The 15,794-nt window shown below is 41.7% G+C and carries 23 protein-coding genes and 1 tRNA gene; 13 read left to right on the top strand and 11 right to left on the bottom strand.

The annotated features are described in order from the left end of the window. Positions 1 to 261 precede the first annotated feature (261 nt). A complete protein-coding gene (locus UQ64_RS27565; RefSeq protein WP_425339626.1) occupies positions 262 to 873 on the top strand; it encodes a restriction endonuclease in 612 nt (203 codons plus the stop codon). 288 nt (positions 874 to 1,161) lie between these two features. Here the strand turns inward: UQ64_RS27565 and UQ64_RS27560 are convergent, their stop codons facing one another. The 4 genes from UQ64_RS27560 to UQ64_RS27545 all read right to left on the bottom strand — a co-directional run bounded on the left by UQ64_RS27560 (position 1,162) and on the right by UQ64_RS27545 (position 3,754). Next, positions 1,162 to 1,500, bottom strand: coding sequence for a hypothetical protein (locus UQ64_RS27560; protein WP_245238279.1), 339 nt, complete (start codon positions 1,498 to 1,500; stop codon positions 1,162 to 1,164). 258 nt (positions 1,501 to 1,758) lie between these two features. Further along, positions 1,759 to 2,748, bottom strand: coding sequence for a hypothetical protein (locus UQ64_RS27555; protein ID WP_060626652.1), 990 nt, complete (start codon positions 2,746 to 2,748; stop codon positions 1,759 to 1,761). Next, the gene (locus UQ64_RS27550) at positions 2,745 to 3,239 is read right to left on the bottom strand and encodes an RNA polymerase sigma factor (RefSeq protein ID WP_060626651.1); all 495 of its coding nucleotides are present in this window, start codon (positions 3,237 to 3,239) and stop codon (positions 2,745 to 2,747) included. The genes UQ64_RS27555 and UQ64_RS27550 overlap by 4 nt, the downstream gene beginning before the upstream one ends. A gap of 182 nt (positions 3,240 to 3,421) precedes the next feature. Next, on the bottom strand, positions 3,422 to 3,754 hold the full coding sequence (locus UQ64_RS27545) for a hypothetical protein (protein WP_060626650.1): 333 nt from the start codon (positions 3,752 to 3,754) through the stop codon (positions 3,422 to 3,424). A 109-nt stretch (positions 3,755 to 3,863) separates the two neighbouring features. Between UQ64_RS27545 and UQ64_RS31150 the strand changes: the two genes are divergently transcribed. Next, positions 3,864 to 4,037, top strand: coding sequence for a hypothetical protein (locus UQ64_RS31150; protein ID WP_156417699.1), 174 nt, complete (start codon positions 3,864 to 3,866; stop codon positions 4,035 to 4,037). 118 nt (positions 4,038 to 4,155) lie between these two features. On the opposite strand, the gene UQ64_RS31145 is transcribed toward UQ64_RS31150, so the two are convergent. The 3 genes from UQ64_RS31145 to UQ64_RS30485 all read right to left on the bottom strand — a co-directional run bounded on the left by UQ64_RS31145 (position 4,156) and on the right by UQ64_RS30485 (position 5,245). Further along, entirely contained in the window at positions 4,156 to 4,314 is a 159-nt protein-coding gene (locus UQ64_RS31145) for a hypothetical protein (protein ID WP_156417698.1), read from the bottom strand. A gap of 71 nt (positions 4,315 to 4,385) precedes the next feature. Beyond that, entirely contained in the window at positions 4,386 to 4,928 is a 543-nt protein-coding gene (locus tag UQ64_RS27540; protein WP_245238277.1) for an ImmA/IrrE family metallo-endopeptidase, read from the bottom strand. A 140-nt stretch (positions 4,929 to 5,068) separates the two neighbouring features. Then, complete coding sequence (locus UQ64_RS30485) at positions 5,069 to 5,245, bottom strand: YjfB family protein (protein WP_082651349.1); 177 nt, start codon at positions 5,243 to 5,245, stop codon at positions 5,069 to 5,071. A gap of 149 nt (positions 5,246 to 5,394) precedes the next feature. On the opposite strand from UQ64_RS30485, the gene UQ64_RS31140 reads away from it, so the two are divergent. Then, positions 5,395 to 5,541: a hypothetical protein gene (locus tag UQ64_RS31140; protein ID WP_156114850.1), complete on the top strand. Its 147-nt coding sequence runs from the start codon at positions 5,395 to 5,397 to the stop codon at positions 5,539 to 5,541. An 89-nt stretch (positions 5,542 to 5,630) separates the two neighbouring features. Here the strand turns inward: UQ64_RS31140 and UQ64_RS27535 are convergent, their stop codons facing one another. Beyond that, positions 5,631 to 6,062, bottom strand: a complete 432-nt coding sequence (locus UQ64_RS27535) for a NucA/NucB deoxyribonuclease domain-containing protein (RefSeq protein WP_060626662.1) — start codon at positions 6,060 to 6,062, stop codon at positions 5,631 to 5,633. Between the two features lie 107 nt (positions 6,063 to 6,169). Here UQ64_RS27535 and UQ64_RS27530 point away from each other — a divergent pair, with 107 nt between their 5' ends. After that, complete coding sequence (locus UQ64_RS27530; RefSeq protein ID WP_060626661.1) at positions 6,170 to 6,586, top strand: cytidine deaminase; 417 nt, start codon at positions 6,170 to 6,172, stop codon at positions 6,584 to 6,586. 173 nt (positions 6,587 to 6,759) lie between these two features. Continuing rightward, the gene (locus tag UQ64_RS27525; protein WP_060626649.1) at positions 6,760 to 8,235 is read left to right on the top strand and encodes a glycosyl hydrolase; all 1,476 of its coding nucleotides are present in this window, start codon (positions 6,760 to 6,762) and stop codon (positions 8,233 to 8,235) included. A gap of 84 nt (positions 8,236 to 8,319) precedes the next feature. Here UQ64_RS27525 and UQ64_RS27520 read toward each other — a convergent pair whose 3' ends face one another. Both UQ64_RS27520 and UQ64_RS27515 read right to left on the bottom strand, forming a co-directional pair. Next, a complete protein-coding gene (locus UQ64_RS27520) occupies positions 8,320 to 8,622 on the bottom strand; it encodes a PH domain-containing protein (protein WP_280818266.1) in 303 nt (100 codons plus the stop codon). Beyond that, positions 8,610 to 8,807, bottom strand: coding sequence for a zinc-ribbon domain-containing protein (locus UQ64_RS27515; RefSeq protein WP_060626647.1), 198 nt, complete (start codon positions 8,805 to 8,807; stop codon positions 8,610 to 8,612). Before UQ64_RS27515 ends, UQ64_RS27520 begins: the two co-directional genes overlap by 13 nt. A gap of 117 nt (positions 8,808 to 8,924) precedes the next feature. Between UQ64_RS27515 and UQ64_RS27510 the strand changes: the two genes are divergently transcribed. Further along, positions 8,925 to 9,485, top strand: coding sequence for a hypothetical protein (locus tag UQ64_RS27510; RefSeq protein WP_060626646.1), 561 nt, complete (start codon positions 8,925 to 8,927; stop codon positions 9,483 to 9,485). A 203-nt stretch (positions 9,486 to 9,688) separates the two neighbouring features. Next, positions 9,689 to 10,024, top strand: a complete 336-nt coding sequence (locus tag UQ64_RS27505) for a YolD-like family protein (RefSeq protein WP_042130171.1) — start codon at positions 9,689 to 9,691, stop codon at positions 10,022 to 10,024. Here the strand turns inward: UQ64_RS27505 and UQ64_RS31420 are convergent. Then, complete coding sequence (locus UQ64_RS31420; protein ID WP_167348532.1) at positions 10,021 to 10,185, bottom strand: hypothetical protein; 165 nt, start codon at positions 10,183 to 10,185, stop codon at positions 10,021 to 10,023. The genes UQ64_RS27505 and UQ64_RS31420 overlap by 4 nt on opposite strands. Before the next feature lie 299 nt (positions 10,186 to 10,484). Here UQ64_RS31420 and UQ64_RS27500 point away from each other — a divergent pair, with 299 nt between their 5' ends. From UQ64_RS27500 to UQ64_RS27475, 6 genes are all read left to right on the top strand, one after another. Beyond that, complete coding sequence (locus tag UQ64_RS27500; protein ID WP_060626645.1) at positions 10,485 to 11,171, top strand: M15 family metallopeptidase; 687 nt, start codon at positions 10,485 to 10,487, stop codon at positions 11,169 to 11,171. A gap of 76 nt (positions 11,172 to 11,247) precedes the next feature. After that, complete coding sequence (locus UQ64_RS32460) at positions 11,248 to 11,730, top strand: WGxxGxxG-CTERM domain-containing protein (RefSeq protein WP_060626644.1); 483 nt, start codon at positions 11,248 to 11,250, stop codon at positions 11,728 to 11,730. A gap of 262 nt (positions 11,731 to 11,992) precedes the next feature. After that, positions 11,993 to 12,078 (top strand) — tRNA-Leu (locus UQ64_RS27490). 164 nt (positions 12,079 to 12,242) lie between these two features. Further along, entirely contained in the window at positions 12,243 to 13,181 is a 939-nt protein-coding gene (locus UQ64_RS27485) for a tyrosine-type recombinase/integrase (protein WP_060626643.1), read from the top strand. Positions 13,182 to 13,872: 691 nt separating this feature from the next. Next, entirely contained in the window at positions 13,873 to 14,061 is a 189-nt protein-coding gene (locus UQ64_RS27480; protein WP_060626642.1) for a hypothetical protein, read from the top strand. Position 14,062: 1 nt separating this feature from the next. Continuing rightward, positions 14,063 to 15,358, top strand: a complete 1,296-nt coding sequence (locus UQ64_RS27475; RefSeq protein ID WP_060626641.1) for a DEAD/DEAH box helicase family protein — start codon at positions 14,063 to 14,065, stop codon at positions 15,356 to 15,358. Positions 15,359 to 15,794 lie beyond the last annotated feature (436 nt).

Below are 15,794 nucleotides of genomic sequence, written 5' to 3'. Positions count from 1 at the left end.
CAACCGGGTTGCTCTAACAATCCTTCGGTAAATCTGACAGGGGTGAAATCCTGCGAATAAGCGAGCATTCATGAGAAAACTGAATCGTACTGAGGGAGTTCAATAAACCAACGGCAGTCTAGGACTTTTTCTTACCAGTGATATATACATAATGTTCCAAATAATTTATATTAAGGTTATAGGGTTTGGAAGTAATGGCATTGCAATTTGGAAGAACCTCGCCGGCATTGGCGAGGTTCTTATATTAATGGGGGTTGCTGGTTGACAAAAATGATAATTTTATTGGTTATTCTTGTTATCGTTACTGCTGTTTTTGTATTCAAAGTTTTATCAAGAAAGAAGAGTTACCCTCCCCAAAGTATAGTAATTGATCCACTTAAGATTACGATCCAGGACATAGACCGAATGGAAGACGGAACTGGCTTTGTAGAATATCTGTATCGTTTATTTTTGGCCATGGGTTATAGTGATGCATATAAAACGAGAGGAGGCAGAGATTTTGGATCTGACTTAGTGTTTACAGACGGGGAGGGGGTTCGAAATGTCGTTCAGGCAAAGTGTTATTCTTATCCAGTAGGGTTAGGAGCTGTTCAAGAGATCTATAGTTCCATGAGATATTACAGGGCAAAAAAGTCCATGGTAATATCCTCAAATCAATATACCTCAGCGTGTGAAGAGCTTGCTAGTTATAACGCTGTAAGATTACATAGTAGAAGTGACCTTATAGAAATTATAAACTTATTCAAGTCAGGGCAGATTGATAAAGCAAAGGATATCCTTGAGTCAGAGCCCAGGATTATACTGCAGTCATGGGATAATAAAGTAATTAAGAAGGACTTCAAAGTTGAAAAACGATGGGTTGCGAAGAAATAGATAGTTCGGAGAACAAGGAGCTATTATACTGATGAACAATGAAGATTTTCAATACAGAAATACATACTTTTTCTTGGATTGAACTGTTGGTGGTGCAGCCGATAGCAAGGTTTGCGATGAAAACATTACACGCAAGACAGGATCGTAAATCAGAAAGTGTAAATGCGTAATTAGCTGGAATGTTGTAGACGAATAAGAAATTCAAGGAGCGTCCATGGTGGGCGTTCCTTTTTTGAGTCCCGTTATCATAGCAATATTGAACATGTAAAGAACCATTATAGGATTAACCTACAACGGCTCTTTTACACTATGTACTTTCTCTAAAAACAACTCTTCAAAAAAGCTTTGTAAATTTTTTCGTCTATCTCTATTAAACTCTTCTTTCCATCCTTGAACTGAACTGCAAATATGAACTCCTTTGCTCTTAGCTGAAAGGCCAGCGAGCAAACCAACCGGTCCGAGTAGAAATCCTCCCACTAATCCTCTTCCCACAGCACTCACAGCACTTTTGGAATGAGTTTCGTCCATTATCTCATAATCCTCTATAGTGTTTTTGTCTATTGTGATTGTTTTTAAAAAACCAGTTTGCAAATTTACAATTCCAAGAGTAGACTCCTTCTTAAACATATATATTAATCGACAAAATCATTCTACTACACAAAAACTTTTGGCGATATATGGATTTTTATTTAGAATCAGATATTCTGGCATTGCAATGCAAACCATACTGCCAACACAAAAAGGGCGCTGTCGCAAAGCCATGAAATGGTTTTGAAGCAGCGCCCGATTTTGTATCCAGCTAGACTTCTCTAATGGGTATAGCGTCCGAAAAGTGGTCCCAATCGTTGTCGCAATCGCTGTACTCTCGGTTTTCGACCAGCATTCCTATAGTTTCATACTATCCCACAGCTGCTGGAATGCCCCGGATTCGACTTCGAAAAATACCGGTGCCTGACCGTAACGTACAAGCCCTTGACCAAACAGCGTCAGTTCTACTCGGGCGTTGTCTTCCAGCTGGAGATAGAGAACCTTGCGGTCTTCGCTGTCGTAGATACCTTGCTCGATCAGCGGCTCTGCTGCCAGCGGTTTAGCTGCTTGGAGTGCCGACAGGAAGCCGTTAAGCGTCTCGCCACCAGCGAGCGGTGAGTACTGCTGCTGCCCGTTGTTCCAACTATCAAAGCTTTCCCATTGTGCAGAAGTAATTCGACCTTCAAGATTTAGCTTGCCAAATAGATCGGCGCCGCTGTTTACGGTGATACCGTTCGTATGCTCATACAGTTCGGCGAATACCTCGCCGTTGATTTCCGAATAGGACATAATCAGGAAATCGGAATCATATCCCTTCACGGAATAGATATCCGTCTCACCGATGTTGGAGGCTAACTCAATATACTTGTCTTTACCGCTCCATTCATCGATGCCACCTGTAGTACGTCCCAGCTTGTCACCGCGCAGAGCGGCAGCATCGGCTGCGTTGATTCGAGTCGCAGACTGTGTATAAATGTTATCTTTATATACGACTAGAGCGAGCATATCTGCCATACCGCCAGACTTGGTATCCGGCAGTTCTAGCTTGGGAATGACAATGCTTCCAGGCGCATTTGTGCCAGGATTACCCGTTTCACTTGTGCCTGGAGTTACCTGGGCAACTTGCCCCTGAGTACTCTGGCCGTTTAACTGCTTCCATATATTAGGAGCGGCCAAGCCGATCCCGGCGGCGAGGACGATACTTGCCGCGATATAAACCGTCTTGCGTGGACGTTTCCGCTCCTGCTGTTGCTCCAGTTTGTCGATCAATTCTTTTTTCATCTCTTCACCTGGTTTCATAGAATCCACCGCTTTCTTGTATAATGTTCGAAACTGATCTTCTTTCATTGTGATTCCACTCCTTCCAGCTCCAGTTTTAACAGTTGCCGTCCCCGCTGAAGTCTCATCTTCACGGCAGACTGACTAATCTGCAGAATCTTACTGATTTCCTGGATGGGATAGTCCTCGTAATAATAAAGATGGATTACGGTTTTATACTTCATGGGCATCGCCATAACTAACTGCAGTAGAGCCAAATCCTCGGGGGTGTCTGCCACAATTGGCTCAGCACTTTCCAGCTTAACCTCGCGCTTACGCCAGCCTCTACCCAGTAGTGTTTTACAGTGATTGGTAATCACCCGGATCAACCATGCCTTCTGATGTTCAGCGTCTTTGAACCTTGGCGCTTTTTCTATTAGCTTGATGAAGGTATCCTGAGTGGCTTCTTCGGCATCTTGGCGGCTGCCTAAATGGACCAAGGCAATCCGGAACAGCATATCCGCGTAGATTTCGTAACTCTTTATCACATGATTTCCCGGCCGGGTCATGGATCGCTGCATGATTCTATGCCCCCTTTACCTATAACACCATTTAGGACGGCATTTGGTCACATTATGTTCCTGAGAAAATTTGTTAGCGTCTAGATTAAGGGTTAGAATCTAAAAAAAGCGCGATTGCCCCAGCAGCCATGATTAAGGCTGCTGAGACAATCGCGTTTTTTATAGTAGTAGAAGTTCTCTCTTTATAGGAGACTCTCCTCAATATGTTTAAATGTATAGTTAGGATCAGTACCTTTTACAGATGCCATGCTATATTGATAAATCCGTTTCTTTTCTTTTCGATAAAAGTATCTTGCGTTAGGTTCATCAGCAAAAATCACCGTTGTACTTACGACGGGGGCCTTACCAATCTGGGTATAGATTTTATAAAGATCTGCATTCTTATAGTCTCTCGTATCTACCAAATAATGAATAACCTCATTGTTCATTTGATTTCGGAAGGAGTGAAGCGCTAAGGAAGCGGCTCCATATACAATAATGAGAATAACAAGAATTATTTTTGTTCTTTTCTTCATTAATTCCCTCCATTTAGATAAAATGTATATATTATAAGATAATATATTGTGACTGGTATGTCATTTCTATTGTATCTTGTGATCTACACATTAGAAGGGAGGAAAGAAGATGACGCAGCAAGAAGAGAGAATACAGGAGTTGGAGCGGCGAATTAAGGCATTGGAGAATCATGCTAATCCGAAGCTACCAGGTCTGAGAATCTTATGGTTTATTATTTGGGGGATTGTGGGCATATTCCTCATTCTAACTCTTATTGGTGTGATTCAGTTTGTATCCGCATAACAGGCTTACTATTACAAAAAAAGGCAGCGATTTTAATGATAGGTTAACCCGCGTAGGCAAAGAATTGCCGGGGTATACTATACTTGCTGCCTTTTTATTATGAACTTGCACATGTTCTTTAGTCTTTGGGTTCTTGCAATAAAATGGAGAAGGTCCCCGTTTCATGATCCACTTCAATCGACTCAATCCCAACAAAATCCGGAATTTCGGGGTGTACTGCATCTACGTTATAATCTGGATGAGTCATCAATAATTCAATTAATTTAATGGCTTCCATATCGTTCCCCCTTGCGAGAAATTCCACCATATTGGTCTTCATTGCGACTTCCCTTATTATCTCCGCAGTTATTATTGAATATGTGTTAATCGCTCTTCGTTTCTTCCCATCACGGCCAATAATTGCCCCTGAAAAACACGTCTTTGAATTTGATCAATCCGCTGTAAAGCCAGCTCGCTTGGGACTTGGAATTCTGCTGCAAGGTAGGTGATGGCTTCTTCCCGTTGTTCAGGCAATGTCATGCGGGAGATCATGGAGTAGGGCATAGCTGCATAAAGAATAAAACGCTCGGATTCATCCTCTTGTGCCCGCGTAAAATGTTCTGGCATCAATATTTGATTAGTACCATGGCGGAGCAGGTGACAGAGCTCATGGAGAAACTCTAGCCGTTGAAGACTGGCTGGAAGACGGTTGTCGATAAACATGCTATACATCCCCGCTGATGCTTCGATGCTCTTGCTTCTTACATCCAAATAATGAACCCAAATATTAAGTCGCTCTGCAATATAAGCAATCGAAATTTGCGAAGGCTGATTAAGGTTCAGACGCTTGTATAAATCTTCTGTCCACTTCTCCAGCGCAGTCATTTGATAATAGGATTTCATGTTATTCATATCATTCACCTCATTCAGAATCAGTTATAGGATCGTATGTTCGCATAAATGAGCAAAAGAAAAGCCCGAAGGCTATGTAAAGTAAAAAACATAAGGACACATAAGAACGAGTGTTCTCGTGTGTCCTTAGCATAAAGCAATTAAACACTAATATCAAGTGTTTTTCCTAAATTCGGAGCAACGCTTTTACCCAGCATTTCCACCATCATTTGACTCTGGGTTTCAGCCTGATTTTTGGCAATACTCATGACCTGTATCCCCACATTTTGAGCTAAGGATGCCTGGCTCATTGCCATTGATAATGCGGCTATATCCATATTGCACCTCCTTCGTGTATATCCTGTTTATCGACAGTGCCTACCTAATTCATTAGGTGAATAGCATTTGTTTGCCAGTTCGCCCAAACGGCTTATCTCCTTTTTACATATCTTGTGCTGTAGTCATTAATCATTAGGAGGAATTAATTATGGGAATGGAACATTGTGGTTGTAACGTAGGTCCTGTAGTAAGCCCAGCAAATGTAGGTCCGGTGTGTAGTCCTTTTACTTCAACAGGAGCTATTCTGGTACTCTTCATCTTGCTGGTTATCATCACTAAAGCTTGCTTATTCTAAGCTAGCTGATGCACATTGTAGCCCCATCCGGCGTACGCCGGATGGGGCTATTCTTTTGAAGCATAGGCCTCATTTATCAGCCGGAGTTATTATTTGAACATAAATTCTACGCGGGTTCCATTCGCATACTCTTCTAGCTGATTGCCAACCCAGCTTCCTGCGCCTCGGTTATCTTTTGGCGTTATGTATTCAATGTTGGCCCCTTCGCCGCCTTCATCACACATGGCCATGGGCCATTCATCGCGGTCGTAGCCTTTTTTGGTTGGGATCCCTTTTAAGGATTCTTTACGGTTCTCTTCAGCCTGTTCACGGTTAATAGTGCAAGTGGCGGATTCCCCTTTGGCAATCGCGTCCTGAATGTGCTTGGCGGTCTCAGGATAACGATCTGATGGGAAGATCAACTGAACAACTTCTGAATCGGATGTAGACGTGGGGGCTGCCGGGTCTCCGTTCTGTTCATACCAGTAACCGCCCAAAGCAAGTAACACAACAATGATGAGACTGGTGAGTAATTTCTGTATTTTCAAATCTGCTCCTCCTTTTTTGGAACTTAAAATAGTATAGCTTATATCATAAGGCAGTGCGATTTAATATACTTAGGAAAAATAAGAGGAGGACGGAATTGGATATGGAGTATTTGATTACGATTGAGGATCAGACACTTATAGCCTCTGCTGAAGATATTATTACTAGACGTTACGAATGGGAAAGACACCATGTAGGGGCGGCGCTACGTACTAAGACGGGTGAGATTTTTACAGCGGTACATGTAGAAGCTAGCATGGGGCGAATTACAGTCTGTGCAGAAGCGATGGTGATTGGAAAAGCGATATCCGAAGGTTACAAGGAATTTGATACGATAGTTGCGGTAAGGCATTCTGATCCGGATAGTGAGGAAAGAGAGATTAAAGTAGTATCTCCCTGTGGTATGTGCCGTGAGTTAATTGCTGACTACGGGAAGGACTGCAAGGTTATTGTATCCGAGGATGGCCGGTTAGCCAAATATGATATTAGCGAATTACTACCGCTGAGATATACGAGGTAATTTTAAGAGAGAGTCAGGAGCCGCCGGGCTCCTTTTTTTGTTGAGCCGTGAATTTATTTATCAGTTCCTTACACTGTCCTAAATTAATTTACAACTTCATGTCCATTCGCTGAGTTCATGTCACTATTACCCCCATACTATAACTTAAAAAGATTAAAAGGATGTGAGAGTGGATGGAACAGCGCAACCTTCGAAATATGGTTGATTCGGCATCGAGGTATGTGAGCGATGTTCAGTGGCAAATAGCATATCGTAAATTACAAATGGCTTCGGCGGATTCGGAAACGGTACCGTCTGCTCAGAAATTATTGAATACCCTTTATTATCTGCAAGGAAAAGGATTAATTAGCGGACAGCATGATTATTTGGAGAGCGCGGATGAGTTCAATGGCAAGCTGAAAAATACTAGCGGACAATACGCCGCCCTTCACGGGTATGAGCTGGGCGCAATTAATAATCAGACGGCGGTGCTTATAGAGAATCAGCGGGATTGGGTCGTTAACAGCGCTATTCGCTGGTATAATTCCGGTGGAATCGTAACGATTAGTTATCACGCTCAGCTGCCAGGGACAGCGCCTGCTTGGACTAATGTAACTACAAGCATAAGCAACGCTGATTTTGACAAATATATAACCCCTGGTACCACTCAGTACAACGCACTGATCGTTGATCTGGATAAGATAGCCCTGTCTTTGAAAAAGCTTAGTGACGCAGGCGTTCCTGTACTCTGGCGGCCGTATCATGAAATGAATGGTGGATGGTTCTGGTGGGGGAAGAAGATCAACTACGTGGGACTGTGGAACCTTATGTTTGACCGCTTTACCAGCTATCATAAGCTGCATAATTTATTGTGGGTATGGAGTCCGAATGCAAAAAATCAGTGGTGTGATGACCCTGCGGAATACTATCCGAGCGGCGACAAAGTAGATGTGCTGGCACTAGACATCTATGATGGGGATTTTAAGGGAAGTCACTATGATAGTCTATGGGATCTTGGCCGTGGGAAGCTGATTGCGATTGGAGAAAATGGTGAGCTTCCGTCCCCTGCACTACTGTCTAAATCACAGCCTAAATGGTCTTATCAGATGACCTGGGGCAAGCTTCTTTATGAGAAAAACACCGATGCGGTGATTAGAGCTTTTATGAACGACGGTTTTGTATACACGCGGGAGGAGTATGCTGCTGAGGCGGCAATTGTGGCTGCTAAGGGGGATTGTGTGCTGCGAAGTGGACTATGGGGGCAATATTACAATAATATGACCCTTAGTGGTGCTCCTGCGCTGACACGAACCGATGCCAACATCCAATTTTCGTGGAAACAGGGATCGCCCGACCCAGCCATTCGCGCCGACGCTTTCTCTGTACGGTGGAGTGGAAAACTGACTGCAGCCTATAGTGAGACCTATACCATTTACTCTTCCTCTGATGACGGGGTGCGAGTGTGGATTGATGGAGGGCTGATTATTGACAGTTGGGTGAATCAGAGCGGACAGGAGCGGAAGGGTAGTGTGAATCTGATTGCCGGCAAGCTGCATGAAGTAAAGGTGGAGTATTATGAGAATGAGGGTGACGCGCGAATTGTATTGCAGTGGGAAAGTCCTAGCCAGCCAAAGGGGGTTATTCCAGCAGGAGCGTTCTATCTTCCATAAGACGATATCTGAACGGATTCGAGCGTTGGAATATAAGCAAAAAAAGCCCCGGATTTCGGGGCTTTTTTTAACGTGAAAACCGTCTTAGATTTGTTCGCGGTAGCTAATGTTGTTGGCGATCTTCTCGTCACGAACGGCTTTGCGCAGAACATCTTTGACGGTTTGGGCGTTATGGATTTTTCGAAAAAGAAGCTGAGGCGCTGAGGCATCATCAGAAAATACAGTTAATGTACCGATGCCAAGCATCCGGTCCATGATAGATTGTGCTACGGATAAATCGCGTACACGCAGTAATTCGATCTCTTCGACATTTTTACCGATAAGTCCGGTCTTTACCATAATGCGCTGGCTTGTAATGGTGTACGTAGTCGTGTTTAGGCGTACGATTCCCTTGAGGCGATCAGAGATACTGGCTGGTTGCCTTTCCAGAGAACGACTTCTTGAGTAGCATTTTGATTTGCTGATGGACGGCGTCCGGTCACTGGAGCGGTGCCGTCAATGCTAGATCCGCATTCTCCACAAAATTTAGCGCCCTGCTTATATTCTGATCCGCAGGTTGTGCAATAAGGCATAAATACTCTCCTTCCCTGATTACAATTGAAATAATTATAACATAATAGTCATTTTACATAAATTTCATTTGCGCTTTACACAAACCGACATTATTCTGTTAAGTGGAGGGATAAATAATGAAAAAAGTGTTACTAATAGGAACGCTAATGCTGACTGTCATACTTAGCGCCTGCAGCAATAATAATTCAACTTCATCTGCACCTGCCTCGGAAGAAGAAGTGCAGGAAACTGTACAAAACTTCTACAATGAAATGTCAAAACTTGATGAATTAGGAAAATCATCTTTAGCGGAGTTCAACGAAGCTATTGCTGCTTATTCAGCAGGAGAACTTTCGGACAGGCAGCTAGAGAAGAAGATTAACGAATTCCAGAAGACCGCAGCAGACCTATCCAATCAGGCAGAGAAGGTTAAGATTTCCTCTAGCTTGCCCGAAGACATTCGTAAGCTGCTTGATGAGTCCAAAATCGCTTTTAAAAGTGCTTATTCTCTAAAAGAACAAGCCTCTCAAGGTGCTGATTCCGCAGAGGTCACTGCTGAGAAGTTCGAGGAATTGAATCAGAACGCTGACGTCGCAATGCTATACGGCATTTCCAAGCTTAATGAAGCAAGAGAAGCAACAGGACTCATCGATGCTGATGGGCAGTCCACCGCTGAATCAGAGAAAGCTCAAGAATAGATCGGAATTTAGACGCTGTACAGTTCAACTGTCAGCGTCTTTTTGATATATAGATATACACTATTATACAACTTTTAGATAAAGAGGAGGATTTAAAAGAGGTATCTTTTTCCTGATTATTGATTATTCAGCGAAGGTGTGGATATAATACAAACATATGTTCGTACATATAGGAATAGTATAGAAATTAGGGAGGGGTTACCATGGGCAAAAAGCTGGAGAAAAACGGATTGTGGGAAAGCAGTCGCATGATGCTACCGGAGCACAAGGTAAGAATTATTAGGGATGAACGGGAGACGCTACGCCGCATCAAGCCCATTTTGGATGAGCAGAAGCTAGAGGAGATCGAATGTACACTAGCTTTATCGTTACGGAGTCACGTCCGCGTGACTGTTGTGCTGTTTGATCCCTTTGAGAATACGACAATCAGTGGTTTTGTGACTTCCATTCACACCCACTCGCGTGAGTTTAAGCTGCAGTGGGCGGAGGAATGGAAGTGGATCAATGTAGATGACCTCGTTGAGGTTTACATCGTCTAATGCTGAGAACCGCTGCCTTCACTTTTTTCATAAGCAATTAGGGTCACGGTTGGGTTGCCGGTCAGATGTGCAATAGAAGCTTCGGCATTCCGAATAATTTCGAGTGCTTCATCCTGCTCGCTCAGTGCAGCAACTTTATAGCTATCGCTATGAATGTCCATATGTGTTCCCACCTTTCGCGAATATTTTGCCCTTTTTTTGTGGAATTGATCCAAGGTGGAGAAGCCGTGAATGGGTACTTTTCAGGTTAGATCTCGGGGATACCGGGGTCTTTTTTAAAAATATAAGAAAGTATAAGTTATGCACCTATCCTTTATGACTTATATTTCTCGCTTAAACGCTTATCGTCCTTCCATATATGGACGCCGAAGACGTTTATGCTTGTATGCGGAGGCAAGCAGGGGTATTAGTACAAGCGAATGGGGAAGCGGGATCATTGATTATACTAAGGGGTGATTCTATGCTGACTTTAGATCAAGTGAAGGATAAATCGGCGGCGAGGCTTGTCGGGCTTCATCCTGTTTTGGCAGCAGGGGCGAAGGCTTTGATTCAGCAAAGCTATGCCAAAGGAGTGCCGATCGTTATTACTCAGGGATTGCGGTCAATTGCCGAACAAAATGCCTTGTATGCGCAAGGGAGAAGTAAACCGGGACCTATAGTTACCAATGCCAAAGGAGGAACCAGCTATCACAATTATGGCCTTGCGTTTGACTTTGCGCTTTTGCTGCCGGATGGAAAAAGTCTTTCCTGGGATATGAATCGTGATGGTGATAAGGATAAAATAGCGGACTGGCAAGAGGTTGTACAGGTGGGGAAACAGTTGGGGCTTGAATGGGGAGGAGACTGGACGTCTTTTAAAGATAATTCCCATCTGCAAATGACCTTCGGCTTAACTACAAATCAACTTCGGGCAGGTAAACGTCCTACGACGGATCAGGTCAATGAAGCTTTAAAAAGGATTACCGGGGAGGATGAAGAGGTGAATAAAGATGTTAAAGTAACGATAACCTTAAATGGCAACAAACTTACTGAAGGCGTTCTTGATGCCGGCGTAACATACGTACCCGTGCGGGCTGTGGCTGAGGCGCTTGGAGCAAAGGTTACGTATGATGCGGCGAGTAAGACGGTGAATGTAGTAAAAGAGTAGATCTATTCATGTATAGACTGTGCCATCCAAGGGGAAATTATCAGTGATAACTAACCATAAAGGGAGGCATAACACTGTGAACAAGCTGATAACAAGCCTTGCATGCGGTACTGTACTATCAATGAGTATAATGGGAGCTAGCTATGCATCTAATGCCATCGGGTCAGCCGCTTTAGGCGGTATCCCAAACGCGAATACAGGCATGGATGGTACTGTGAATAACACTCGGATGATGAATACGGATGGCAATCTAATGAACGGCACCACGGGAACGATGAATCAGAATGAGAGCATTATGAGAGATAAGATCCGCACAGGGGAAAATTACAGACCTAACACTTACAACACCAATAACTACAATGACGGTAACAACACACGGGATAACTACAATAGGAATACAGTATCTCCACTATCTAACACTACAACGGACGGTAAGTATCGAGCAACCAGCACAACTACGAATGGGACTACCAACAGAGGATCTAACTGGGGCTGGCTCGGATTGTTAGGACTCTTGGGCCTCGTCGGAATGAGAAGCCGAAGCGACGAACGCAGATAATCGACATGTCTAATAACCCGTGTCGGCATACGCTGGTACGGGTTATTTTTAAAAATATAAGAAAGTATAAGTTTCACACCATACTTTATGTCTTGTATTTCTCGCATAAACGAGTACCGTCCATATAAGGACGCCAAAGACGTTTATATTTGTGTGTGATAAATAATTTTTCAAAAAGGGATTGCGTGTTATCGAAATTCATGATATTATATTTCTTGTCGCGTTATACGTAAACATCGTATGAAGCTTCAACACATAATATGCCGGGGTGGCGGAACAGGCAGACGCACAGGACTTAAAATCCTGCGGTACGTGAGTACCGTACGGGTTCGACCCCCGTCCTCGGCATCCTTGATTTATAAGGGTTTACGACTTTAACCCTTGAAAAAAGCTTCCGTCAAAAGCTAAAGGTTCTGTGTGTCTAGGAATCATATTCCAACGCACAGAACCACGACGATAATACTCCTTTTCAGTGCTTGTCTAATCACAAGTTCTGGGAGGGAGTTTTTATTATGGTTAGAATTACCCAAATTAAGAACAACAAAGCAGTGGTTTGGACAGAAGCGTTGACACAATTTTTGTTCTGGAAGAAAGCACAGGGAGTCAGCGAACAAACTCGGAAGGATTATGATCAACATGTACGGCTTTTCTTTAAGAGGTACAGCAACTCATTTGAGACATTGGATTATCTTAAAATCAACCTGTTTGAATATCTAGGGCAAGAAAACATCAAGCCATGCACCTATAACAATCGTCTGGTCTACTTGCGGACTTTTCTGAATTGGTGTGTAGAACAAGAGCTGATCGACACTAATCCTGTTAAATCCCTCAAAAAACGTAAGGATGAAGGGCGAGTTGTTAATATAGATCAGGACATATTAATGAAGTTGCTGACGATTCCCAATAAAGATACTTTTGTTGGATTGCGGGATTTCGCTCTGATCCTCTTGACCTTGGATACTGGTATCAGACCCAAAGAAGCATTGGCGCTCACGATTCCAGACTTTAACGCTCACTCGCAAGAAATCTATATTACCTCTGAAAAAGCAAAAACAAGAGTCTCTAGAACGCTACCTATCTCAATACCAACCATCAAAGCCATCCAACAACTGATACATGTTAGACCTGACGCATGGAACGTAAATGCTCCAATCTTCTGTACGCTTGAAGGTAAAGCTCTCAATCGTCATACATGGGGAGACAGACTGGAACGCTACAGCAAAGAGCTGGGAGTGCATATACGTCCATACGATCTTAGACATACTTTCGCTTTAGAGTATATTCGAAATGGTGCTAACGCTCTTATATTACAGAAGACACTTGGTCATTCAGACCTCACGATGACTAAACGTTACGTAGCATTGACTAACAATGATTTAAAAAAAGAGCATGGTTTAGCTAGTCCAATTCATAAATTGATACCTGAAAAGAAAAGACTAAAGAAGTTGTGATATGTAAAGACAGAATAATAATCTAGAAAGGAGAGGATGAATCGTCAGATTCCTCTCCTCTCTATCATTTTTTTCTCGATTTTGAATACCTCATACCAGACCAAATTCACATTATTGCTATATTTAGCCCTGAAATTTTACTCTAGCGTGTGATTTTAAGATAGTACTCCATAACTATATAGGGGGGATGTCAGTTCTATTTATTCAGGGACGGGGGTGGTTTTGAGTTGGAAAAACGTTTAGGTGAGAGTTAATCGGCTATACACATACCCGCAGAAACCCTTATTTGAATTTTCACGATACGAGAGGTACTGGCTGCTCTTAATTGTCATTGTCATTATCAGAAGGATCGTCTGAGGTTCTTATCTGATGGCTCTGGTAGGTGTCTTAAAGAGTATTTCAAACCACCTTTAAAAGCTTTTAAAGAGTTTAAAGGCTGTTTAAACACTTTTAAAGATGCGACTATTAGTTTATTGGTTTCGGGTGTGGAACTTTAAAAGAATTTAAAAGGCATTAAAAGACTTTTAAACACTTTGAAAATATTCTAAATGCGTACATTCTGCCAAATTAGTAGAACTAACTTCCTACTTATCACTATATGAAGTGAACCACCCTCCGAGAGATACTCGGAGGGTTTATTTTTGTTGATTACATCACAGGTTCATTAATTCACGAAGGAGAGATGATGAGAATGAATGATAAACAATTACGCGAGGCACTGTTTAGTTTACAGAAAAGGTTTGGAACGCCAATCACTTTCATAGCTAATAGTGTAGGAGTATCGAGAGAGCATTTATCCAGATGGCTACACAATGAGTCATATGTGATCTCAGATAGCCTGAAAACTAATTTGAAACAGTTCGCTAAAGGAGAGATGTAGAATGACAACAGTAAATGTTATCGATGCCCCTTGTGGGTATGGTAAGACTTCTTGGGCTATTCAGTACATGAACTCTGTTCCTCTGGAAGAGTACAGATTCATATATGTGACCCCATTTCTTAATGAGGTTACTAGAGTAAAAGAATTAGTAACAACTAGAACTTTCTATGCACCACATGATAAAGGTGGCGACACTAAACTAGATGATTTACACAGATTACTTGGTGAGGGAAAAGATATTTGTACTACACACAATCTGTTTATGAGAGCAGATGAGCAGACAAGAGAACTACTTGTAAGTAATAAATATATTCTCATACTTGACGAGGTTTTGAATGTAATTAAACAAGTAGAATTGAAGAAAAATGACTTGGAGCTATTAGAGAAGGCTGGTGCTATTAGTTATGACAAGAGAGAGAATGGGATCGAATACATTCAGTGGCATGAACAGATAAATCATGATAGTAGATTTAATGATATAAAAAGGATGGCTCTTTCTAATTCTTTACTACATTATCAAAAATCTGCCTTAATATGGTCTTTTCCTGTAGAAATTTTCAGCTTGTTTCAAGAAGTTTATATACTAACATATCTCTTTAAGGGTCAACTTCAAAGATATTATTTTGATTTATACCAATTACAATATAAATACTTATCAGTCGTATTCTCTAGTGGAGTGTATGAGCTTGTACCATATGAAAATAGAACAAAATTAAATAAGACCTTATTGGCTGATAATATAGAAATATATGAAGGTAACTTAAACGATATAGGAGATAAAAACAGTGCCTTGTCGTATAGTTGGTTCGGAAATGCTAAGAATAAAAAAGATTGTGATAGATTGAGGAACAATGCTTACAATTATCTCACAAATAAGAAAAAGGCAAATAACGACAATGCGCTTTGGACAACGTATAAGGGTGGCGGTAAAGAAAAAATCAAGAAACTTGTTGCCCCAAAGTCATATGCAGATTCTTATATTTCAGTTACGTCAAGAGCGACTAATAAACATATAGAGAAATACAATCTTGCGTATTTAGCAAACAGGTATATGAGACCGATAGAAGTGGGTTTCTTTAATAAAATGGGTATTACAGTGGATACAGACGCTTGGGCGCTATCAGAACTAATACAATGGATTTGGAGAAGTCGAATTCGTGAAAACAAGCCAATAAGTATCTATATACCTAGCAGTAGAATGCGTGGGTTATTAAAAAGATATTTAACTAGTGAGAATTTTGAAGAAGCTCCAATGAAAGCGATCGTTAACCAGTCACCAAATGACTGGCACTTATAATAGGCAATCAGAGTGCCTAAGCACTTAGTAAAAAGCCAGTGTTTATAAGGGTTTCAAAATGATTTCCTTAAAGAAAAAGAATAGATAGAAGTATAGATAATTCTTTTTCTTGTGTAAAAAACATTGGGGGAGAAAAAATACTTTTTTTTCCATCTCACAATTTCGTTGTGCAACGTCTTAAAAGTAACATTTTATTTCCCCACTTATATAAATAGATAGTTTTAGTATGTAACAATCACTCGAAGCAACGATATTGCGATTTGATAAGCGAAGCGTTCGAATCGCGACAAGGACTAAAGCGAAGCGTAGTCCGCGTCAGGTATTTTGAATTTTATTTTAAATAGTACTTTATTTAGATTTCATAAGTATAGTAACTAACAAATGAATTGTAAAGATAAGCGGATCATGGTATCATACCAATATATATATATATATA

It is taken from the genome of Paenibacillus etheri, assembly GCF_001012825.1.
Taxonomy (GTDB): Bacteria; Bacillota; Bacilli; order Paenibacillales; family Paenibacillaceae; genus Paenibacillus_AQ; species Paenibacillus_AQ etheri.
The sequence above is the reverse complement of the archived record's forward strand: the minus strand, read 5'-3'. Positions and strand labels throughout refer to the sequence as shown.